Annotated in this window: 16 protein-coding genes; 5 read left to right on the forward strand and 11 right to left on the reverse strand. The window is 69.7% G+C overall.

The annotated features are described in order from the left end of the window. The 3 genes from ASG29_RS00005 to ASG29_RS00015 form a co-directional block, all read left to right on the forward strand. Nucleotides 1-660: SDR family NAD(P)-dependent oxidoreductase (locus ASG29_RS00005; protein ID WP_156457812.1), on the forward strand; the 660-nt coding region annotated here is incomplete at its 5' end. Between the two features lie 126 nt (nt 661-786). After that, nucleotides 787-1,392 carry a hypothetical protein gene (locus ASG29_RS00010; RefSeq protein ID WP_055978492.1) on the forward strand — a complete coding sequence of 202 codons (606 nt, stop codon included), beginning with the start codon at nt 787-789 and terminating at the stop codon, nt 1,390-1,392. 95 nt (nt 1,393-1,487) lie between these two features. Then, complete coding sequence (locus ASG29_RS00015) at nt 1,488-2,714, forward strand: acyl-CoA dehydrogenase (RefSeq protein WP_055978493.1); 1,227 nt, start codon at nt 1,488-1,490, stop codon at nt 2,712-2,714. Between the two features lie 516 nt (nt 2,715-3,230). Here the strand turns inward: ASG29_RS00015 and gyrB are convergent. The 3 genes from gyrB to ASG29_RS00030 all read right to left on the reverse strand — a co-directional run bounded on the left by gyrB (nt 3,231) and on the right by ASG29_RS00030 (nt 7,598). Further along, on the reverse strand, nt 3,231-5,732 hold the full coding sequence (gene gyrB, locus ASG29_RS00020; RefSeq protein ID WP_055978495.1) for a DNA topoisomerase (ATP-hydrolyzing) subunit B: 2,502 nt from the start codon (nt 5,730-5,732) through the stop codon (nt 3,231-3,233). Between the two features lie 133 nt (nt 5,733-5,865). Next, the gene (locus tag ASG29_RS00025) at nt 5,866-6,732 is read right to left on the reverse strand and encodes an N-acetylmuramic acid 6-phosphate etherase (RefSeq protein WP_055978497.1); all 867 of its coding nucleotides are present in this window, start codon (nt 6,730-6,732) and stop codon (nt 5,866-5,868) included. Further along, nucleotides 6,729-7,598, reverse strand: coding sequence for a BadF/BadG/BcrA/BcrD ATPase family protein (locus ASG29_RS00030; RefSeq protein ID WP_321163171.1), 870 nt, complete (start codon nt 7,596-7,598; stop codon nt 6,729-6,731). Before ASG29_RS00030 ends, ASG29_RS00025 begins: the two co-directional genes overlap by 4 nt. A 242-nt stretch (nt 7,599-7,840) precedes the next feature. Between ASG29_RS00030 and ASG29_RS00035 the strand changes: the two genes are divergently transcribed. Further along, the gene (locus ASG29_RS00035; protein ID WP_235532706.1) at nt 7,841-9,313 is read left to right on the forward strand and encodes a permease; all 1,473 of its coding nucleotides are present in this window, start codon (nt 7,841-7,843) and stop codon (nt 9,311-9,313) included. Further along, on the forward strand, nt 9,313-10,332 hold the full coding sequence (locus tag ASG29_RS00040; RefSeq protein ID WP_055978499.1) for a serine hydrolase domain-containing protein: 1,020 nt from the start codon (nt 9,313-9,315) through the stop codon (nt 10,330-10,332). Before ASG29_RS00035 ends, ASG29_RS00040 begins: the two co-directional genes overlap by 1 nt. A 7-nt stretch (nt 10,333-10,339) precedes the next feature. Here ASG29_RS00040 and ASG29_RS00045 read toward each other — a convergent pair whose 3' ends face one another. From ASG29_RS00045 to ASG29_RS00080, 8 genes are all read right to left on the reverse strand, one after another. Then, nucleotides 10,340-10,723, reverse strand: coding sequence for a VOC family protein (locus ASG29_RS00045; protein ID WP_055978501.1), 384 nt, complete (start codon nt 10,721-10,723; stop codon nt 10,340-10,342). A 61-nt stretch (nt 10,724-10,784) separates the two neighbouring features. Continuing rightward, the gene (dacB, locus tag ASG29_RS00050; protein ID WP_055978503.1) at nt 10,785-12,182 is read right to left on the reverse strand and encodes a D-alanyl-D-alanine carboxypeptidase/D-alanyl-D-alanine-endopeptidase; all 1,398 of its coding nucleotides are present in this window, start codon (nt 12,180-12,182) and stop codon (nt 10,785-10,787) included. Beyond that, nucleotides 12,182-13,066 carry a LysR family transcriptional regulator gene (locus tag ASG29_RS00055; protein ID WP_055978505.1) on the reverse strand — a complete coding sequence of 295 codons (885 nt, stop codon included), beginning with the start codon at nt 13,064-13,066 and terminating at the stop codon, nt 12,182-12,184. The genes dacB and ASG29_RS00055 overlap by 1 nt, the downstream gene beginning before the upstream one ends. After that, nucleotides 13,063-14,304, reverse strand: coding sequence for a dicarboxylate/amino acid:cation symporter (locus tag ASG29_RS00060; protein ID WP_055978507.1), 1,242 nt, complete (start codon nt 14,302-14,304; stop codon nt 13,063-13,065). The genes ASG29_RS00055 and ASG29_RS00060 overlap by 4 nt, the downstream gene beginning before the upstream one ends. A gap of 142 nt (nt 14,305-14,446) precedes the next feature. Beyond that, nucleotides 14,447-15,418, reverse strand: a complete 972-nt coding sequence (gene dgcA / locus ASG29_RS00065) for an N-acetyl-D-Glu racemase DgcA (RefSeq protein WP_055978510.1) — start codon at nt 15,416-15,418, stop codon at nt 14,447-14,449. After that, nucleotides 15,376-16,416, reverse strand: coding sequence for an N-acetyltransferase DgcN (gene dgcN, locus ASG29_RS00070; RefSeq protein WP_055978512.1), 1,041 nt, complete (start codon nt 16,414-16,416; stop codon nt 15,376-15,378). The genes dgcA and dgcN overlap by 43 nt, the downstream gene beginning before the upstream one ends. A 70-nt stretch (nt 16,417-16,486) precedes the next feature. Next, nucleotides 16,487-18,055: an N-acyl-D-amino-acid deacylase family protein gene (locus ASG29_RS00075; protein ID WP_055978514.1), complete on the reverse strand. Its 1,569-nt coding sequence runs from the start codon at nt 18,053-18,055 to the stop codon at nt 16,487-16,489. Between the two features lie 103 nt (nt 18,056-18,158). Further along, the gene (locus tag ASG29_RS00080; protein WP_055978516.1) at nt 18,159-20,498 is read right to left on the reverse strand and encodes a penicillin acylase family protein; all 2,340 of its coding nucleotides are present in this window, start codon (nt 20,496-20,498) and stop codon (nt 18,159-18,161) included. Nucleotides 20,499-20,501: the final 3 nt, after the last annotated feature.

Genomic DNA, 20,501 nt, shown 5'->3' on the forward strand with positions numbered 1-20,501 from the left:
TCCGTCTCCTCACGAAGGCGGACTCTAGCTCAAACTGGCAGAGTTTCAGGGGAGCACGTCACTGCCATGATGGCCTTTGCCGTAGAGCGCTTCGGGTTCCTGTCGACCGTCGTCAACAATGCAGGTCCGACCGCCCTGCTCGCCTCTTTCGACCATGAACTGGTCAACCTCGATGCCGATTTGTGGGACAAGGCATTCTCGATCCAGCTCAAGGGCACGATGCTGTGCTGCAAGCACGCCGTCCCGCACCTGCAACGCAACAAGGGCGGTGCCATCGTCAATATTTCATCGATGGCGGCGAAACTGGGCGGACACATGCTGATTACCCACCAGTCATCGAAAGCAGGTGTTCTTGCGCTTACTCGCGCCGTCGCCACCCGGCACGGCAAGGAAGGCATTCGTTGCAACGCCATACTGCCGGGCTTCATCGAGACGCCCGCTTATGACGGCATGCCGGCTACCACCCGTGAAATGTTCATGCGCCACATCATGGCCCCACGCGGCGGCGTGCCGGATGACATTGCCCATATGGCGACGTTCCTGGCCTCGGACCGGGCGACATTCGTCAATGGTACGGAGATTCCTGTCGACGGCGGCTATGGATGCCACGACCCGGCCACCGCGGATTTCATGGCCATCGGCCAGGGCACCGATCGATAGGGTATACCGGCGGATGTAGCCTCGCGAGGCTGAAGACGAGCCGCTGCATCCGCCGGACCCGACCGAGGCCAGATTCCACTTATGGAAAGTGCGGCCTGGTCGAAACCTTGTTGGAGAGAATGCGGCATGGAAAGAATCTCTACCGCGCAGGAAAGCCTCGCCCGACTTGATGCCCGGATCGCGGCACTGTCGGATCAACGGCACAAGGCCTGGCTGACAACCTATCGGAACCATTTCTGGGGGGAGGTCACCAACGACGTCGAGGCAGTGATGGCCACGATGTCACCGGGACCGATCCAATATAGCTTCGGCGGTCACCCGTTCATGAACGATGGGGGCACCATGGCGCAAATCCGCACATGGCAGGACACCAAGGCCATGTACGATGGTGTCGTGTCGATGAACGTTCGCATGGCAGGTCCGTTCGACGAGGAGCGCGTTTTCTTCGACGAGCATGGCCTGTCATTCCACGCGATCCTCAGCGCGATCTATCCGGGCGTATTCCTGGCCAGTTACGACGACAAGATCGACGCCGAGGGGTTGTATATCATCCGGTGGCTGAACGTGACGACCTTGCGCTTCGACAAGGATGGCCTGATGATGGGCGAGGATATTCTGAACGGCGCGCCGATCCTTGTTCAACAGGTCCCGATCGACCGGGTCAACATGCTGATCGATGGTCCCATCGATTTAACGGAAATGAAACAGGCTGATAAAGATGTGACGCCGTGAACGACGGCATCGCAATCGAGCCTGTTTGAAACGGTACGCCCCACCGATTGTGCGCGTCGTGGTGCAAATAGCCGGACGTGTGAGAGGATGACCGGATGGCCAGCTTGCAGAAACTGGGAACCACCACGCAGACGGGCTTTGCGTCCGGGAAGGTCGCCGATGCGCTGGTCGAAAAGGCGCGCAGCCTGCGATCCTTTCTGCAAGGCGAAGCGCCAGAGGGCGAAAAACGGCGCAGCCCGACCCCGGCCGTCGACCTCATGCTCAAGGACGAAGGCTTCCTGCGCCTGCTGCTGCCGCAGCGTCTGGGCGGTTTTGATCTGTCCCCGACCGATTTCTGTCGCGTACAGATAGAGATCGCCAAGGGCGACCCCGCGATCAGCTGGGTCATGCAGATCATCAACGGCACCAGCTGGATCACCAGCCTCGCGCCCGATAGCGTGCAGGACGCCGTATTCGCCGATGGCCCGGTGGCGATATGCGGTGCCTACAATCCGCCCGGCAAAGCACGCAAGGTGGAAGGCGGCTGGGTCATCAACGGCAAATGGCCTTACATGTCCGGTTCGCGCCAATCGGTCTGGGCGCAGCAGGGCGTGGTGCTGGAAGATTATGACGGTCCGGTCGTTCCTGGCATCAACATGTGCTATCTAAAAATGGATCAGATGACGATCGAGGACACATGGTTCGTATCGGGTATGCAAGGGACGGGGTCCGACACGGCCGTAGCCAGGGACGTTTTCATTCCTGACGCGCAAATGGTGCTGATGAGCGAACGGGCCGGTCAGATCGATACCACCAAGCGCCATTTCGGCGCGTCATCCGATCTGCTTCCCGCCGTACCCACAGTCCGCACCACCGGCATCGCCCAGTTGATCGGCGCGGTCGAGCAGATGCTGGAAATCGTCACGGCCGAAGCGCCCAAAAAGCCGGTGCTGACCACCACCATCGGCCCACGCACCAGTTCGGGCACCTATATGCGCGACCTGGGTGAAGCAGCTGCCATGATCGACACGGCCAAGCTGATATTGTTCGACCTCGCCGCCAAACTGGACCGTATAGGCTTTGGCGAAGAATTATCGATCGCAGAGAAAGCGAAGCATCGGGCCGCGAGCGCACAAATGATCGAGCTGATCCATGGCGCCAGCGAGTCGCTGATGTTTCAGGCAGGATCATCGGCCTTCGCGCTCGACAAACCGATCAATCGCTACTGGCGCGACGTGTCGATGGCTACCCGTCATATCCAGAACATCCCGACCATCGGCTATGAAATCTATGGTCGCGCGACGACCGGCGCCGAACCAATCTCTCCCCCCGGCGCCTATTGACTCGCTTCATGGGGTCACCACACGAAAGTGCGTTTTACGTAAGCGAGGGGAGAATGACCGGGTTCAGGTCATCTTGAGCCATAGTGGCATCGTGCCAGCCAACCACGAATATTCGTGCTTTCCATTACCCTACGCCAATAAGGCGGCACCGGTTTGCCTTCGATGGCGATGTAGAAGCACATTGTCGTAGGCCTAACGACTGTGATCGGTGAAGCTAGCCGCCTCTGCCTGCGCCTACCTCCAGCCACCGTTGAAGATCGGCGCAGGCAGGATTGCGCCGAGCGTAAACAACGTTCTAGCCTATACGATCAGCCAGGAATGTCCGGCGCTCGTTGTAGCGCGCCCGCTCGGGCATGGCGACGTGCCGGCAGTGCTCACCGACCTGTTCATCGCACAGGTACCACCGGCTCATAGGCAGGAACCTGCGCTCCCGATAACCAACCTGCGGCTTCCCATTTCCAGCTATTTCGCGGGCATTTCTACTGTTTTAGCGGTCGGACCACCGCGCCTGGGCCGTCAGACGTCCAGGTTCGCCACGTTCAGCGCATTCTCCTGGATGAACTCGCGCCGCGGTTCGACCACGTCGCCCATCAGGCGGGAGAAGATGTCGCCTTCCTCGCTGCCCATCGTCGCGGTCACGCGCAGCATCGAGCGGTTGTGCGGATCGAGCGTGGTTTCCCACAATTGCTCCGCATTCATCTCGCCCAGCCCCTTGTAGCGCTGGATCGCCAGCCCCTTGCGCCCGGCGGCCAGGATCGCGTCCAGAAGCTGTGACGGCCGCGCGACCAGGGTCTCGCCCTTGCCGATCGTCAGGACCTCCTCCGCCTCCGCGCGCGCCTCCGCCTCGTCCGCGGTCTCGTCCTCGACCGGCGCTTCCTCGACCACCGCGCCCTTCAGCGCGATCAGCTTGCGGGCGCCGACGTACAGTTCGGCCTGTTCGGCGGCGAGGCCGTGCAGCTTGCGCGCCTCCGCCGACACGATGAACGCCGCCTCGATGATGTGGTGGTCGGTCACGCCGCGCCACACGCGCTGGAAGTGGAAGCCGCCCTCCTCCGTCATGCGCGCGGTCCAGCGCGCCTCCGGATCGCCCTGATCCAGCCGCCGCGTCACTTCCGCCAGCCGGTGCGCGCGTTCGTCGCGCGCGATGTCGGGATCGAGCGCGCCGCCCAGCGCCAGCACCTCGATGATCTGCGGATCGTAGCGCCGCGGCACGTAGCGCATCAGCGAGCGCATCCGCCGTGCATGTTCGACCAGCGCCACCAGCGGATCGCCCGATCCGATGCCGTCCAATGTCGTGTTCTGCGCGCCGTTGCGGACGAGGTAATCGTCGAGCGCGCCTTCGTCCTTCAGATATTCCACCGCCTTGCCGCGCGTGGCCTTGTACAGCGGCGGCTGCGCGATGAACAAATGCCCCGCGCTGATGAGGTCGGGCATCTGGCGATAGAAGAACGTCAGCAGCAGCGTACGGATATGCGCGCCGTCGACGTCGGCGTCGGTCATGATGACGATCTTGTGGTAGCGCAATTTGTCCAGGTTGAACTCGTCGCGGCCGATGCCCGTGCCCATCGCCTGGATGAGCGAGATGATCTCCTTCGACGACAGCATCCGGTCGGTCCGCGCGCGTTCGACGTTCAGGATCTTGCCGCGGATCGGCAGGATCGCCTGGAATTCGCTGTTGCGGCCCGATTTCGCCGAGCCGCCGGCCGAATCGCCCTCCACGATGAACAGTTCGGACTTCGCCGGATCGCGCTCGCGGCAATCGTGCAGCTTGCCGGGCAGGCCGGTGACGCCCATCACCGTCTTGCGGCTGGCGTCGCGGGCTTTCCGCGCCGCCTCGCGCGCCACGGCGGCGTCGATGACCTTGCCCACGATCGAGCGCGCGTGGCCGGGATTTTCCTCCAGCCATTCCGCCAATTTGTCCGCCATCAGCGATTCCAGCGGCTGGCGCACCTCGCTCGACACCAGCTTGTCCTTCGTCTGCGACGAGAATTTCGGGTCGGGCAGCTTCACCGACACGATCGCGGTCAACCCTTCGCGCATGTCGTCGCCGGTGAGGGAGATCTTCTCCTTCTTCAGCAGCCCCGACTTGTCGGCGTAATTGTTGATCGTGCGCGTCAGCGCCGACCGGAACGCCGCGATGTGGGTGCCGCCGTCGCGCTGCGGAATGTTGTTCGTGAACGCCAGGACGTTCTCGTAATAGCTGTCGTTCCATTCCAGCGCGACGTCGATGCCCACGTCGTCGCGATGGCCGGTGACGCTGATCGGTTCGGGGAACAGCGGCGCCTTCGTCCGGTCGAGCCATTTCACGAACGCGGCGATGCCGCCTTCGTAGAACAATTCGATCGTCTTGGGCTCCTCATGCCGCGCGTCGGTCAGGAACAGGCGGACGCCCGAATTCAGGAACGCCAGTTCGCGGTAGCGATGCTCCAGCTTCTCGAAATCGAAATCGACGATCTTGAACGTCGACGGGCTGGGCAGGAAGGTCACGCGCGTCCCCTTCTGCCCCGGCTCCGCGGTGCCGACGACCTTCAGCGGCGCGGCGGCGTCGCCGTGGACGAAGCGCATGTAATGCTCCTTCCCGTCGCGCCAGATCGTGAGGTCGAGGAACTCGCTCAACGCGTTGACGACGCTGACGCCGACGCCGTGCAGGCCGCCCGACACCTTGTACGCGTTGGCGTCCGACGTATTCTCGAACTTCCCGCCCGCGTGGAGCTGGGTCATGATGACCTCGGCGGCCGACACGCCTTCTTCCGGGTGGATGCCGGTGGGGATGCCGCGGCCGTTGTCGGTGACGCTGACCGATCCGTCGGGATTCAGCGCGATGTCGATGCGGTCGCAATGCCCCGCCAGCGCCTCGTCGATGGCGTTGTCGCTGACCTCGAACACCATGTGGTGCAGGCCCGACCCGTCGTCGGTGTCGCCGATGTACATGCCCGGCCGCTTGCGTACCGCGTCGAGGCCCTTGAGCACCTTGATCGAGGAGGCGCCGTATTCGTTCGTATTGGGGTCTGTTGCCATGCCCCCATGTAGGGTTCCGGCGACCGAAACGGAAGTGAAATGGCGCCCCCCGCCCGCGACCCGGGGATGCGTTCCGATCCGCCTTTTCCGCTCCGCACCACGCCCGCGTCCGAACGCCGCGCGTGGAGCGGGACTAGGCGCGCCGCAGGTCGCCGCCCGCCGCCGCCAGCCGCGCCGCGGCCTCGTCCGGCGTGGCGCCGCGCGCCACCAGGATCGCGGGGCGGATCGCATAACCCGTCGCCGACAATGCCGCCGCCGCCGCCGCGCGTCCGACCCCGGCCAGGTCCGCGACCATCGCCTCCGCGCGCGACCGCAGCTTCGCGTTCGTGGCGCGCATCGCCACCATCCGGCCGCGATGGACGAGGCCGAGCCGCAGCATCATCGCGGTCGACAGGATGTTGAGCGCCGCCTTCTGCGCCGTTCCCGCCTGCATCCGCGTCGATCCCGCCACCACCTCCGCCCCGGTATCCAGCAGCAGCGCGTGCGCCGCATCGATCAGCAGCGGGGCGGCGACGTTGTTGGCGATCGCGATCGTCAGCGCCCCCGCCGCGCGCGCCGCCGTCGTCGCCGCACGGGTATAGGGCGTGCGGCCCGAGGCGGCGACCGCGACCAGCACGTCGTCGGCGCCCAGCATCGCCTGCGCCACCGCGGCGCGGGCGGCGTCGCCATCGTCCTCCGCCCCCTCGATCCCGCGCATCATCGCCGTCGCGCCGCCCGCCAGCAGGAACACCAGCCGCTCCTCCGGCCAGTCGAACGTCGGCGTCAGCTCCACGCCGTCCTGCACCGCCAGCCGTCCCGACGTCCCCGCGCCGGCATAGGCCAGCCTTCCCCCGCGCCGCAGCCGCGCCGCCCCCGCCTCCGCCGCCGCCGCGATGGCGGGCAAAGCGGGGGTCAGCGCCGCGACCGCCCGCGCCTGCCCCGCCGCCATCGCGGCGACCGCGTCGGCGACCGGCCATGCGTCGATGTCCAGGAAGCGCGGGTCGACGCTTTCGGTCGTCATACGCGGGCGTATCCGGCCAGCAGCAAGGCACCGTCGAGCGCGTCGCCCGACGGCTCGCTCAGCCGCGCCACCGTCCGGTCGCGCAGCCACGGGCGCAGGCGGGGGGCAAGACCGCCGAGCAGCGCGCAGGAGGGGGCGCCGCGTTCGAAGATCGTCTCGATGAAGCGTTCCACGTGGGTCGCGGCATCCTCCACGATCGAGCGCGCGATCGTGTCGTTCGCCTCGGCATGCTGGATCACGATCGGGGCAAGCGCGGCATAATCCGCGGGGGTGGCGGCATCCATCCACGCCACCGCCTGCGGCACCGCATGGCCGAAGCGCGCCGCGATCGCCAGCGCCAGCGGGGTGCGCGTCGTCCGCCCGTCCAGCGCGCGCAGGGCGTGGCGCATCGCCGACAGGCCCAGCGCCGCGCCGCTGCCCTCGTCCGAGATCGGGAAGCCGTAGCCGCCGATCGCGAAGTCGTGTCCGCCGACGCGCAGTTGCGCGATGCTGCCCGTGCCCAGGATCAGCGTCGCGCCGTCCGCCCCGCGATGCGCGCCCAGGTTCGCGATCTGCGCATCGGTCGCCAGCGCGACGCGGGCGAAGCCGAAGTCGACGTCCTCCAGCGCGGCGGCGGCGCCGGGACGCGACAGCCCCGCTATTCCCATCCCCGCGGCGGAATGCGCCCGTGCCGCGCGGTCCAGCCCGGCGGCGGCGAACGCCTGCGCGATGGCTTCCTCCAGCGCGGCGGTCATCGGCCCCAGCCCGATGCGCGTGGTCGCGGGCCCGGTCTGCCCGGTGCCCACGACGTGCCCGTCCGCGTCGATCAGTCGCGCGCGGCAATGGCTGCCCCCCGCGTCGATCCCGATGTGCCAGGTCGCCATCATGCGCCTCCTGCCTGCGCGTTTGGCCCTTCGCGCGCGCGAAGGGCCATATCCATCCGTGGCCACCGTATAGCCCGCGGTGATTACGGGCGGACGAACGGGATTGACGCGGCAGTTCATGCCGCCGACGCTCGGTAGGATATTCACGCCGATCGCCTCCCCGGCGGCGGCCGGGGGCGAGTTGGGAAAGCCATGGTTACGACGCGCACCGCTCCCTCGCCGATGGTCCCCGACCGGACCGCGGCGTGACCGATACCCCCACCCCCGTCATGCCCGCGGACCGTCGCGGGATGATGCTGTACGGGTTGCTGGGCTTCGCCGCGGGCCTGCCCTTCTACATGTTCTCCACCGTCCTCGCGCTGCGGTTGCAGGCGCATGGCGTGGCGCTGGCGGTCATCGGCTTCTTCGCCTGGGTGCAATTGCTGCCGACGCTGAAATTCGTGTGGGCGCCGCTGCTGGACCGTTACGCCGTACCCGGCTTCGCGCGCTTCTTCGGCAAGCGGCGCGGGTGGATCATGCTGGCACAGCTGGGGATCGCATCGTCGATGGTGGCGATGGCGATGACGGCGGGGGACGATAACCTGCCGGTCACCGCGCTGTTCGCGCTGCTGCTCGCGTTCTGGACCACCACGCTGGAGGTCGCGGCGGACGCGTGGCGCATCGAACTGTACCCGACGCAGGACCGGCAGGGGCCGATCGTCGCGGCGAACCTGTGGGGGTATCGCAGCGCGATGGTCGCGGCGGGATCGGGCGCGCTGATCCTGGCCGACTGGGGCGGCTGGGGCGTGGCCTATCTCGCGATCGCGGCGATCGCCTTCCTCCCCTTCCCGATCCTCGCCGCGATGCGGCCCGAAACGGAAGGCGGCGGGGGGCGAGTCACCGCGCTGGTCACGGGGGTGGGCGCGAGCGCGGTCATCCTGCTGGCGGCGGCGACGGCGACCGCGGCGGTCGGTTGGGTCGTGCTGGCGCTGGCGGCGGGGGCGGGCATCGATGCGAAGGCGAACGTGACGCCGTGGGTGCTGGGCATCTGCATGCTGCCCTTCCTCCTCATGGCCGCGGCGCTGCCGAAGATCCGCCGCGCGCGCGCCGACGCTCCGATCCGCACGTCGGCGGCGATCGGGCCGTATGTCGATTTCTTCTGGCGCTACGGCTTCGCCGCATTGGTGCTGATGGCGTTCGTGTCGCTGTACCGCATGGGCGACGTGCTGGCGCTGAACCTGTCGAAGCCGATGATCAAGGAGCTGGGCTACACGCTGACGCAGATCGGGCGGGCGGACAGTTTCGTCGCGCTGGGCGCCAGCGTGGTCGGCGTCGGGCTGGGCGGGTGGCTGGTCACGCGCTGGCCGATGGCGTGGACGCTGGCGCTGGGGGCGGTCGTGGCGGGCATCGGAAACCTCGCCTTCGTCTGGCTGGCGCACCAGCGGGTGGACGAGATGCTGCTGTACGTCGCCACCGGGGCGGACCAGTTCGGCAATGGTTTCGCGGGCGCGGTGTTCGTCGTGTACCTGTCGCTGCTGGTGAACCCGCGTTACCCCGGCGCGCAATATGCGTTCCTGACCGGCTTCGCCTTCCTGCTGCCGCGGCTGCTGGCGGGCGCGGGGGGAACGATGGTCCTGGCGATCGGCTATGACGGCTTCTTCCTGCTGTCGGGCGTGCTGAGCTTCGCCGCGATCCTGTTCCTGCCCGCGCTGTCGCGCATCCGCGCGCGGGAGGCGTGATGGCCATCGATATGGACGCCGCCTTCGCCCCCGCCGCCGCCGCGGTCGCATCGGGGCGCATCCCCGGCGCGACATTGGGCGTGGTCACCGCCGACGGCACCCGCCACGTCCGCGTCGCGGGGCTGGCGCAGAAGGTGCCGGCGGAGGAACCGCTGACCCGCGCACACTGGTTCGACCTCGCCAGCGTCAGCAAGGTCGTGGCCACCACCACGTTCGTCCTGCGGCTGGCCGACGAGGGGCGGATCGACCTCGACCGCCCGCTGACCGACGCGATCCCCGACCTGCGCCAGTACGACGTGGCCAATGCGGCGGAGCGGCGGCTGACGTTCCGCGACTGCCTGGTCCACCGCACCTTCCTGCCCGCGGTGGAGCCGATCTACACCTACGGCGACGATCCCGACCGGTTGCGCGCCTTCGTCCTGCAACGCGAATGGCGGCACGGGCCGCCGGTCTATTCCGACATCAACTTCCTGTTGCTGGGCATCGCGGTGGAGCGGATCACGGGGGCGGGGCTGGACGCGCTGCCGCTGGGCGCGGGGCTGGGCTGGGGGCCGCCGCCCGGCCCGGCGGTCGCGACCGAGCGGTGCATGTGGCGCGGGCGCGTGCTGAAGGGCGAGGTGCACGACGAGAATTGCTTCGCGCTGGGCGGGCGGACGGGGCACGCCGGATTGTTCGGGACGGTCGACGGCGTGCTCGATTTCGCGCGCGGGCTGCTCGACGGCAGCGGCGCGTCGCCCGCGATGCTGCACGCGATCCGCACGCCGGTGGAAGGGCACCGGACCGCAGGGTGGGAGATCCGCTTCCCCGGCTGGTCGGGGGGGCAGGCATGTTCGCCCGGCACGATCGGGCATACGGGGTTCACGGGCACCGGCCTGTGGGTGGATTTCGCGCGCGCGTGCGCGTGGACGCTGCTGACCAACCGGGTGCATCCGACGCGGCATTTCGACAGCGGCATCTTCGATCTGCGGCCGGCGACGGGCGAGGCGGTGATACGCGCCGTCGCGCCGGGGGTGTCCTAGGCGCGCGTCACATGCGGTCGTCGGGATGCTTGTCCCGATGCTCGACATATTCGACCAGCATGCCGTCCGCGTGCCGGACCAGCATGTTGTGCCCGCTCGGCACGGGCTTCGCCGCCTCCACGACCACGGCACCGATCGTGGGCAGATGGCGCTGCCACGCCTCGATATCCTCGACCAGGAACGTGGCGTCCGTGGCGGTGAAGGGCGCGAGGCTTTCCGGCGTGCCGCCGATCAGCAACAGCGATCCGACCTGCGCCAGTTTCAGCCTGTATTCGGGATAGTCGAACCGCAGGCGCGCGGGCTGTTCGAGCAGCCGTTCGTAGAAGGCGACGGCATCGTCGAACCCATCGAGTGCCATGCACCGGCGTGCCAGGATGTTCAGGATCCGCATCGTTCGACCTTCCGTATCGATCCGCCGCCGATCTGGTGACCATGCCCCCCGCCGCCAACCCTCAATTCCCCGCCGCGACCGCCAGCAGCGCCGCGTCGATCGCGGCCGTCGCGCTCGCATCCTCGGGCATGTCGTTGGCATAGGCGGCGAAGGTCAGCGTCCTTCCCTTCGCGGTGGTCAGATATCCCGCCAGCGCGTTGGCGGCGTTCAGCGTGCCGGTCTTCGCCGACAGCCGCCGCTCCAGCGGCGTGCCCGCGAAGCGGCGCGCCAGCGTGCCGTCGACGCCCGCGACCGGCAACGTTTCGCGCCACGCCGCGCCCCAGCCCTGCGTCGCGGCCCAGCGCAGCAGCGCGACAGTGGCGCGCGGCGTGACCCGGTTGTAGCTGGACATGCCCGACCCGTCCGACAGGTCGTAGCGCCAGCGCGGTACGCCCGCGCGGGTCAGCATCGCCTGCATCGCCGCCTGCCCGTCGGCGACGGAACCGGTCCCCGCCACCGCGCCGACGCGGCGCAGCAGCAGGTCGGCGTGGAGATTCTGGCTGACCTTGTTGGTGGCGCGCACATCCTCCGCCAGCGGGGGCGGCGTCAGCCGTGCCAGCGCCTTCGGCGCGGGCGGGCGCGCGGGGGGTGCCGCGCCGCGGGTGGCCGGATCGTCGCCCGGACCGATCGGGCGGTGGCGCACGGCGATCGTGCCGGTCACCCTGACTCCCGCCGCGCGCAGCAGCGCCGCCAGCCGCCACGCGGCATAATGCGCGGGATCGTCGATCCCCACCAACAGCGTCCGGGCGGGGGCGCCCGCGGGGATCGTCCCCGTCACGCGCAGCCGGTCGCTGCCGGGCATCCGCGCATAGCCGAGGTCGCCATCGGTCCCGGCCGCGCCGGTCACTGCTTCCATGTCGAGCGCGAGATATCCGTCCCCCGTCGCGATCGCGGGCGCGCCGGGGGTCGTCGGCGTCACGGTCACGGCAACGACATTGTCGTCGATCGTCAGCGCCGAGATGGCGGTGCCGTAGCGTCCCGCCATGTTGTTCCAGCTCATCCCGGCGGGCCAGCGTTCGTCCGGGAAGTACGTGTCGTCGCCGATCACGTCGCGCACGACGCGCGTCTCCCGCGCGATGGCGGCGGCCAGGTCGCGCAGGCAGTCGGTCACGCAATCCGCCGCACCCGACAGGCGGGCGTCGCCATGACCGCGCAGGATCACGTCCCCGCCCTCGAGCCGGACCGAGGCGCCCGCATCGTCGGGCGCGGCGGTTTCCAGCGTGGCGAAGGCGAGCGCGGTGGTGAACAATTTCGTGTTCGATGCGGGTACGAAGCGCTCGTCGGGGCGGATCGCGACGATTTCCCGCCCCCGGTCGTCCACGACGACCAGCCCGATCCGCGTCCCCGGCCCCGCCTGCGCCAGCGCGGCCTCCACCTGACGGTCCGCCGCGGCGGCGAGCAGCAACGACAACAGCAGCATCAGCGTCCCTCTATCACGTCGCCCAGTACGGCGAGGAATTCCGCCGCCAGCGCCGAGGGCGGGCGGTCGATCAGGTGGATGGCGTGGACGTCGAACGCCAGGCTGGGCTTCAGCGGCCGCGCGGCGAGGCCCGGCGCCATCCACGCCTCCGCGGTGAAGCTGTCGACCACGGTCATCCCCACGCCCGCGCGCGCCAGCGCGGCGGCGATGTAGAAGGTGCGCGCCGCGGCGACCTCTTCCAGCTCGGTTTCCAGCCGTTCCAGTTCGTCGGCCAGCAGCTGCCCGATCGGCCCGCTCCCCGCGAGCGAGATGAACGGCCGCCCCGCCAGATGCGCCAGCTCGACGCGCGGCGGCGCGGCGGGCATGTCCTGTTCGCGGTACAGGACGACCAGTTCGCCCTCCCCCAGCCAGGTGCGCGCCAGCGGGGCGCCATGGGGCGGCTCGCTGGCTATCGCGATATCGGTTTCGCGCTCGTACAATTTGCGCATCACGTCGTCGTGGTGGACGGTCTGAAGATCGAACCGCACCTCCGGCCGCTTCGCCAGGAAACGCGCCACCGCAGCGGGCAGCACGCCGAGTGCGAGGCTGGGCAGCGCCGATATCCGCAACGTCGTCCCCGCACCCGCGCGCAGGTTCCGCCCCGCCTCTCGCAGCGCGCGGACGCGTTCCTGGATATCGGCGACGTCGGCGAACAGCGCATGGGCGTCCTCCGTCGGCACCAGCCGCCCGCCGGTGCGGTGGAACAGTTCGAAGCCCAGCAGGCCCTCCGCATGGCGCAACGTCTTGGACACCGACGGTTGCGAGATGTTGAGCGCGCGCGCGGCGGCCGACACGGACCCGTTGACGTAGATGGCGTGGAAAATCTCGATATGGCGCAACTTCATGCGCCCGTGTCGCCCCTGAAGCGCGCTTCGTCCAGTTCTCCCTCGCCCTTCGCCACGAGGGTCGCGACGGTCAGGTTCGCGGAGGCCGACGGCACGGTGCGCGTCATGTCCAGCAACCGGTCGAACGGCAGGACCAGGCCGACGACCAAGGCGGTCTGTTCCGCCCCCACCCCCACCGCGGACAGCATCGCCGCCAGCATGAACAGCGACGCGGACGGCACCGGCGCGGTCCCGAACGCGGCCAGCGCCCCGGTCGCCAGCATCACGCCCAGCATCCACGCATCGGGCACGACGCCCAGCGCCTGCAACGCGAACTGCCCCAGCAGCCCGACGTACATCGCGGTCCCGTCCTTCCCTATCGCGGCGCCCAGCGGCAGGACGGTGGAGGCGACCGGGCGCGCGATGCCCAGATTGTCCTGCGCTACCCGCAACGCCACCGGCAACGTGGCGGAGGACGACGCGGTCGAGAAGGCGACCGCCAGCGCGTCGACGATCCCGCGGTAGAAGCGCCCGACCGGCAATTTCGCGACCAGCCGGATCAGCCCGGCATGGACCACCAGCATCTGGAACAGCGACGCGCCCACGACGCACAAGGCCAGCCAGCCGACGTTGACGAACACCGCCATGCCCCCGCTGGCGACCGCATTGGCGATCAGCGCGAAGACGCCGAACGGCGTTACCTCCATCACGATGCGCACGACGTGGAGCAGGACGGCGGCGAGCCCCTGCAACAGCGCGACGACGGACTTCCCCGCCTCCCCCGCCACCACGCTGCCCACGCCCAGCAGCACCGCGACGAAGATGATCGCCAGCATGTCGCCCTTCGCCAGCGCCTCGACGATGTTGGCGGGCACGATGCCCAGCAGCTGGTCGGCGGGCGACACCGCGGCGCCCAGCACGTGCGGCGCGACGCCCACCAGCGCGATCCCCTCGCCCGGCCGCACCAGCAGGCCCGCCGCCATGCCGACCGACACCGCGATCAGGGTCGTGAGCGCGAACAGCCCCACCGTCCGCCCTCCGATCGGCCCCAGCCGCCGCGGATCGCCGAGCGACGCGATCCCCGCCGCGATCGTGACGAGGACGACGGGGACGACCAGCATCTTTATCAGGCGCACGAACAGGTCGCCGACGATCTTCACGTGCGGCGCCGCATCGGGCCACAAGGCGCCCAGCGCGACGCCGAGGACGAGGCCGGCGAGGACGCGCTTCCACAGCGGGATGGCGAACCAGGCGGTCATCTCGCCGCGCCCGAACGTGCCGGTGTCACTCCGTCATTCGTGTCCCCGCGAAGGCGGTGACCCAGTCTGGGCTCCCGCCTTCGCGGGAGCACGGGGAGGCGGCCGGTACCGTCCCGCTCCGACGCCGTGACCGCACCGCCGCTCATGCCCCGCCCCAGAAGCCCGCCGCCGGCGCCAGCATGTAGCCGCCGTCGTCGCGCACGCCGCCGTCGCGATCCGCGGACAGCCACAGCGGCCCGTCCAGGTCGACGAACGCGGCGCGCGCCGCGATCAGCATCGCGGGCGCGATCGACAGCGAGGAGCTGACCATGCATCCCATCATCAACCCGAACCCCATGTCCCGCGCCGCGTCGGCGAGCGCGAGGGCTTCGGTCAAGCCGCCGGTCTTGTCGAGCTTGATGTTCACGTACTTGTAGCGGCGGCGCAGGCGGTCCAGGTCCGCGCGGGTGTGCAGCGCCTCGTCCGCGCACAGCGGCACCGCGGACGCCAGCCCCTCCAGCCCCGCGTCGTCGTCCGCGGGCACCGGCTGTTCCAGCAGGTCGACGCGCTGGGCCGCCAGCATGTCCTGCCAGCGCGCGATATCCTCCACCCGCCAGCTTTCGTTGGGATCGACGATCAGCCGCGGGTCCGGCGCGACCATGCGGACCGCGGCGATCTGCGCCACCGCATCCTCCCGGTTCACCTTCACCTTCAGCAGCGGGACGGCGGCGTGGCGGGATGCGACCGCGGCCATCGCGTCGGGGGTATCGATGCCGATCGTGATCGCGCTCGCGATGCGATCGGGCAGCGTCACGGGCATCCCCGACAGGCGCGCCTCCAGATCCCACAGGGCGCAATCGACCGCATTGCGTGCCGCGCCCGCGGGCATGATCGCGGCCAGTTCGGCACGCGTCACGCCCCCCTCCACCAAGGCGCGCACGCCCTCGATCGCGGCCAGCGCGCCCTCCACCGTCTCGCCGTAGCGGGGATAGGGCACGCCCTCCCCGCGCCCGGCATGGTCGCCGTCGCGGATCGTCACCGTCACCACATCCGCCGCGGTCTTCACCCCGCGCGAGATGCGGAACGGCGCGTTCAGGCCGAAACGGTCATGGCGGGCGTCGAGGGTGCGAAGCATCGCAGCAATTCCTCCGCAATCGGGTCCGCGCCGAAGCGCCAGGGATCGGTGCACGGCAGCGCCATCGCATCGGCGGTGGCGTCGCACAGCCGCCGCGCCTCCGCCTCGTCCAGCTTGACGGTGTTGAGCGCGACGCCGACGCCGCGCACGTCGGGGCTGGTCAGCCGCGCGACGCGCAGGTTCGCGTCCAGGCATTCGGCCAGGCCGGGCATGGGATAATGCGGCAGGCCGCGCATGTGCGGGCGCACGGGATCGTGGCACAGCACCAGCGCCGCGGGCTGCGCGCCGTGGAGCAGGCCGGTGGAAACGCCCGCGAAACTGGGGTGGAACAGCGATCCCTGCCCCTCGATCAGGTCCCATCCGTCGTCGTCGCGCGCCGGGCTCAGCACCTCGATCGCGCCCGCGATGAAATCGGCGACCACGGCGTCGAGCGGTACGCCCTCGCCCGCGATCAGGATCCCCGTCTGCCCCGTCGCGCGGAAATCCGCCGCGACGCCGCGCGCGCGCAGCGCGTCGCGCAGGCACAACGTGGCGTACATCTTCCCCACCGAACAATCGGTGCCGACGGTCAGCAGGCGATTGCCCGCGCGCCGCTTTCCATTGCCGACCGGCAGGTCGTCGGGCGCGTCGCGGACGTCGAACAACTGCACGCCGAACGCCTCCGCCGCGGCGACCAGCCGCGGTTCGTCGCGCAACCGCTGGTGCAGGCCGCACGCGATGTTCATTCCCGCCGCGATCGCGACCAGCGCGTCGTCGATCATCCAGCCGGGGAAGCGCCCGCCGGGATTGGCGATGCCCAGCACCAGCGTCTTCGCGCCCGCCATCCGCCCGTCGCCCGCCGCCATCCGCGGCAGGCCCAGCGTGAAGGGGCAATCGTCGTGGCGCCATTCGCCGACGCAATCCTCGCGCCGGAATGCCGCCAGCCCGCGCGAGGTCTTCAGCCCCACCTCGTCGTCGGAATGGCCGAGATAGAGCAGATAGGGCGCGGGGATCGTCATGGGATCATGGGATAGGGCGCACGCGCCGCGCCCCGCCAATCGCGCCGCGGCGCGATCCCATAACGCGCGGCTATCGCCCGCACCCCGCCGGACGCGGGCGCAGCAGCACGCGGCCTGCGGCCACGCCCGTCGCCCGGCCCTGCCGCAGCGCGAGGCGCCCGTTGACGAACAGCGCGTCGACGCCGACGCTCGGCACCCTGGGATGGACGTAGTCGGCGCGCGGCGTATAGGCGCCGGGATCGAACACGACCACGTCCGCGAACCCGCCGGGCTTCAGGTAGCCGCGATCCTTCAGCCGGTACATGTCCGCGGTCGCACCGGTCGACCGGCGGATGAATTGCGCCAGCGTGATGACCTTCCGCTCCGCCACGTACGTCCGGTACAGTTTCGGGAAAGTGGCATATTGCCGCGGATGCCCGTCCGATCCGTCGGACGAGGTCACGACCCACGGCTGCTTCATGATGAGGTCGACGTCGCGATCGGCCATGTTGAAGCTGGCGATGCCCGTCTTGGCGCCCGGCGTCTTCAGGATGCGGATCGCGGCGTCGACGGGGTCCACGCCCCATTGCGCCGCCATCTGGCCCAGGGTCTTCCCGGTCCACGGCTGCCCCTCGCCCGTCAGCAGGATCGATTCCTTGCCCCCGCGGCGGCGCAGGTTCTCGCGCATCTCCGGCTTCACGCGCGCCAGCGTCGCGGGATCGTCGAAGCGCGCGATCATCTTCGCATCGCCGCCGTCCAGCGCCCAGCCGGGGACCAGCGCGGCGCCGACCGCGGAGCCGGAAGCGAGCCACGGATACTGGTCCGCGGTCACGTCCACCCCCGCCTTGCGCGCCGCCGCGATCGTCGCGATCAGCGCGGGCGCCTGCCCCTGGAGGTCGACGCCCAGCGCCTTCAGGTGCGCGATATGGACCGGCATCCTCGCGCGGCGGCCGATCTCGATCACTTCCTTCGTGCTGGCGATCAGGCCGATCGAATAGTTCGATTCGTCGCGCTGGTGCGTGTCGTACATGCCGCCACGCGTCGCCGCCTCACGCGCCACCGCCACGACCTCGTCGGTCTTCGCGAAGCTCTGCGGCGCGTAGAACAGGCCGGTCGACAGGCCGTAAGCGCCCTCGCACATCGCCTTCGCCACCAGCGCCTTTTCCTGCTCCAGTTCGGCGGGCGTCGGGGCGCGGTCGTTCTGTCCCAGCACGCGCGCGCGGATCGCGCCGAAGCCGACGAAGGGCGCGGTGTTGGTGCCGATGCCGCTGCGCGTCAGCACCGCCGCATCCGCCGCCACGTCGGGCGTGCCCCCGCCGTCGACGCCGGTGACGATCGTCGACACCCCCTGCGCCAGCCACGGCAGGTTCAGCCGCTGCGTCGCGTCCTTCGACCGGATGTAGGTGTCGGGATGGGTGTGCGCGTCGATCAAGCCCGGCGCCACGATCCGGCCGCGGGCGTCGATCACCGTCTTCGCCGCGGTCCGCCGCGTCGGGCCGACATACACGATGCGGTCGCCCGCGATCTCCACGTCGCCGGTCAGCGGCGGGGCATTCGCGCCGGTGTATATCGTGCCGTTACGGATGACGACGTCGACCGCGGGGGCGGCGACGGTGGGGCCGGCGACGGCGGCGAGCAGGGCGGCGAGGATCAGTTTCATTCGGTTACTCCCTCGCCGTCATTGCGAGCGCAGCGAAGCAATCCAGCGCGTATTGCGCGCGGCTCTGGATTGCCGCGTCGCTGCGCTCCTCGCAATGACGGCCTCATGACGTCGACGCCCCACCCGGCGACAAGGTCGTCCGCGACGTCCCCGCCGCGTCCACCGCGGCGCGGCTGAACGGCATCGGCTGCATCGCGCCCGCGATCCACGGCGCATATTGGTCGCGGTAATGCGCGCTGGCGGGGTCGTTGGACTGGCCGGGCAGGTTCAGCATGACGGACCTGTCCCAGTCGCCGACGTCGATCACCTGGAGGTAGCTCGCCCCGCCCCCGGTGCGCCAGCCCGGCCCGCCGCCCAGCCAGCGCGCCATGACGGTGAACCCGTCGCCGCCGCTGCCCTCGCCCTCGATCGCGGGGAACGCCGCGGCGATGGCGGGGATGCGCGACAGCGGGTGCGCGATGCGGACCTGATGCAGCGTGCCCCAGTGCCACGCCGCAGGATCGTCGCCCAGCAGCCGCTGCGCCTGCGTCCAGCCCGCCGCCAGCGCGGCATCGACCATCGCCGGTTGCGACGCGGCGCGGCGCAGCAGCTCGGACGGTGCGATCTCGTCCACCAGCCCGCGCGCGCGCTCGGGCACGATCGCCGCCAGCATCCGCTGCGTCAGGTCGCGCCACACGATCTCGAACAGCGCCGCCGCCCCGCTGTCCTTTTCCAGCCGCGCGTCCCATCCCGCCAGCATCCGCGCCGCCGCCGCGGCCCCGGCGGAGGGACGCGTCGGCAGCAGCGCCAGGAACCGCTTCGCGGGCGTCGACAGCGTATCGTGCATCAGCGCGACGCTGTCCGCGATCGTATGCTTGCGCTGCCCCGCCAGCACGTCCGCGATCCGGTCGTAGCGATAGGGATCGCGGAACGAGAAGGCCGGGATGCGGTCGCGCGGCCAGTTGGCGGGCAGGTTGTTCTGGTTCGCCGACGCGAACCACCCCTTCGCCGGATTATACTCGCTGGGCAGCGCGCGGAAATCGCGCAGGCCGGTCCAGTCGTAGCGGCCGTCGCCCGGCACCGGCATCAGGCCGTCGCCGCGCGTTCGCTGCGGCACGAACCCGATCACCTGCCAGCCGTGGTTGCCGTCGACGTCGGCATAATGGAAATTCGTCGGCGACGGGTGCAGCGCGAACGCCTGCTTCAACGACGCCCAGTCGCGCGCCAGGTTGATCGCGACCATCGCGAACACGCCCGACCCGCCGGGCTGCATCCCCACCGACGCCAGCACCGTCGCGCGCCCGCGTGCCGGATCGTGCGCCACCACCGGCCCCTGCACCGAATGGCGCAGGACCGAACGGCGCGGCGCGGCGTCCTTCACCGCCACGTCCACCTCGAACCGGTCGAATCTTTTCCACCCGCCGCCGTGGCGGTAGCGCTCGGGGTCCGCGGGATCGAGGTCGAGGACGAACAGGTCCTGCTGGTCGATATGGAAATTGGTGCGGCCGAACGCGAAGCGATCGGTATGCCCCTGCATGATCCCCGGCAGGCCGGGCGCCCCGCCGCCGATCACGTCCAGCCCCGGCGCGGTCAGATGCGCGACGTGCCGCGGCCCGAACCCGCCGATGCCGAGGTGCGGATCGTTGGCCAGTATCGGTCGCCCGGTTGCGGTGCGGCTGCCCGCTACGGTCCACGCATTCGATCCCGCATTGGCCGCATCGAGCGGCGCGTCAGGATCGCGCGTCGGCGTCCCCGGCCCGAACGGCAGGCCGCCCAGTTGCAGGACACCGAGGTCCGCCTCCGACACCTTCGCCACGTCCAGCCCCGCGGGCACCGCCAGCTTCCACGCCGGGCGCAGCGGGGCGACGATCGCGTCGAGGTCCAGCAATCCCAGCGCCGCCAGCCGCGCGCGCCGGATCTCGTCGTCCGCATTGCCCACCGATCCGCCGCGCGCCAGCACCAGCTCGCGCACCTCCCAGCGCATCGGCATCACGCCCAGGATGCGATATTCCGGCGGCAACAACGCCGGATCGCGCATCACCTCCGCCACGCGCGCGTTGATCCCCGCGCAATAGCCGCGCACGCACGCCAGCACCTCCGCCGGTATCCGCGCCAGTTCGGCGTCCAGGTCGCCGCGATAGTGGAACAGTCGCGCCGCCGCGTCATGTTCGGCGAACGCGGCGCCGTACGCCTCCGCCATCCGCCCCAGTTCGCGGCGATGCGCCAGGTCGATCTGGAACAATCGGTCGCGCGCGACGACATAGCCCTGGCCGAAGAACGCGTCCGCCTTCGTCGCGGCGCGGATATGCGGGACGCCCCAGCGGTCGTCGACGATCTCGACCGGCGCGGACAGGCCGTCGACCGACGCCGCGCGTGGCGGTTGCGCCACCTGCGCGCGGCACGCCATCGGCAGCAACGCGACCCCGGCGGCCGAACCCAGCAGGAAGGAGCGGCGGTCGAGCATCGG

The sequence above is a fragment of the Sphingomonas sp. Leaf412 genome (assembly GCF_001425405.1).
In the GTDB taxonomy this organism is placed as follows: domain Bacteria; phylum Pseudomonadota; class Alphaproteobacteria; order Sphingomonadales; family Sphingomonadaceae; genus Sphingomonas.

What these genes read in the sequence shown, in the direction of transcription:
- ASG29_RS00010 (WP_055978492.1), top strand. Translation starts at nt 787, where the DNA reads ATGGAAAGAATCTCTACCGCGCAGGAAAGCCTCGCCCGACTTGATGCC.
- ASG29_RS00015 (WP_055978493.1), top strand. Translation starts at nt 1,488, where the DNA reads ATGGCCAGCTTGCAGAAACTGGGAACCACCACGCAGACGGGCTTTGCG.
- gyrB (WP_055978495.1), bottom strand. Translation starts at nt 5,732, where the DNA reads ATGGCAACAGACCCCAATACGAACGAATACGGCGCCTCCTCGATCAAG.
- ASG29_RS00025 (WP_055978497.1), bottom strand. Translation starts at nt 6,732, where the DNA reads ATGACGACCGAAAGCGTCGACCCGCGCTTCCTGGACATCGACGCATGG.
- ASG29_RS00030 (WP_321163171.1), bottom strand. Translation starts at nt 7,598, where the DNA reads ATGATGGCGACCTGGCACATCGGGATCGACGCGGGGGGCAGCCATTGC.
- ASG29_RS00040 (WP_055978499.1), top strand. Translation starts at nt 9,313, where the DNA reads ATGGCCATCGATATGGACGCCGCCTTCGCCCCCGCCGCCGCCGCGGTC.
- ASG29_RS00045 (WP_055978501.1), bottom strand. Translation starts at nt 10,723, where the DNA reads ATGCGGATCCTGAACATCCTGGCACGCCGGTGCATGGCACTCGATGGG.
- dacB (WP_055978503.1), bottom strand. Translation starts at nt 12,182, where the DNA reads ATGCTGCTGTTGTCGTTGCTGCTCGCCGCCGCGGCGGACCGTCAGGTG.
- ASG29_RS00055 (WP_055978505.1), bottom strand. Translation starts at nt 13,066, where the DNA reads ATGAAGTTGCGCCATATCGAGATTTTCCACGCCATCTACGTCAACGGG.
- ASG29_RS00060 (WP_055978507.1), bottom strand. Translation starts at nt 14,304, where the DNA reads ATGACCGCCTGGTTCGCCATCCCGCTGTGGAAGCGCGTCCTCGCCGGC.
- dgcA (WP_055978510.1), bottom strand. Translation starts at nt 15,418, where the DNA reads ATGCTTCGCACCCTCGACGCCCGCCATGACCGTTTCGGCCTGAACGCG.
- dgcN (WP_055978512.1), bottom strand. Translation starts at nt 16,416, where the DNA reads ATGACGATCCCCGCGCCCTATCTGCTCTATCTCGGCCATTCCGACGAC.
- ASG29_RS00075 (WP_055978514.1), bottom strand. Translation starts at nt 18,055, where the DNA reads ATGAAACTGATCCTCGCCGCCCTGCTCGCCGCCGTCGCCGGCCCCACC.
- ASG29_RS00080 (WP_055978516.1), bottom strand. Translation starts at nt 20,498, where the DNA reads ATGCTCGACCGCCGCTCCTTCCTGCTGGGTTCGGCCGCCGGGGTCGCG.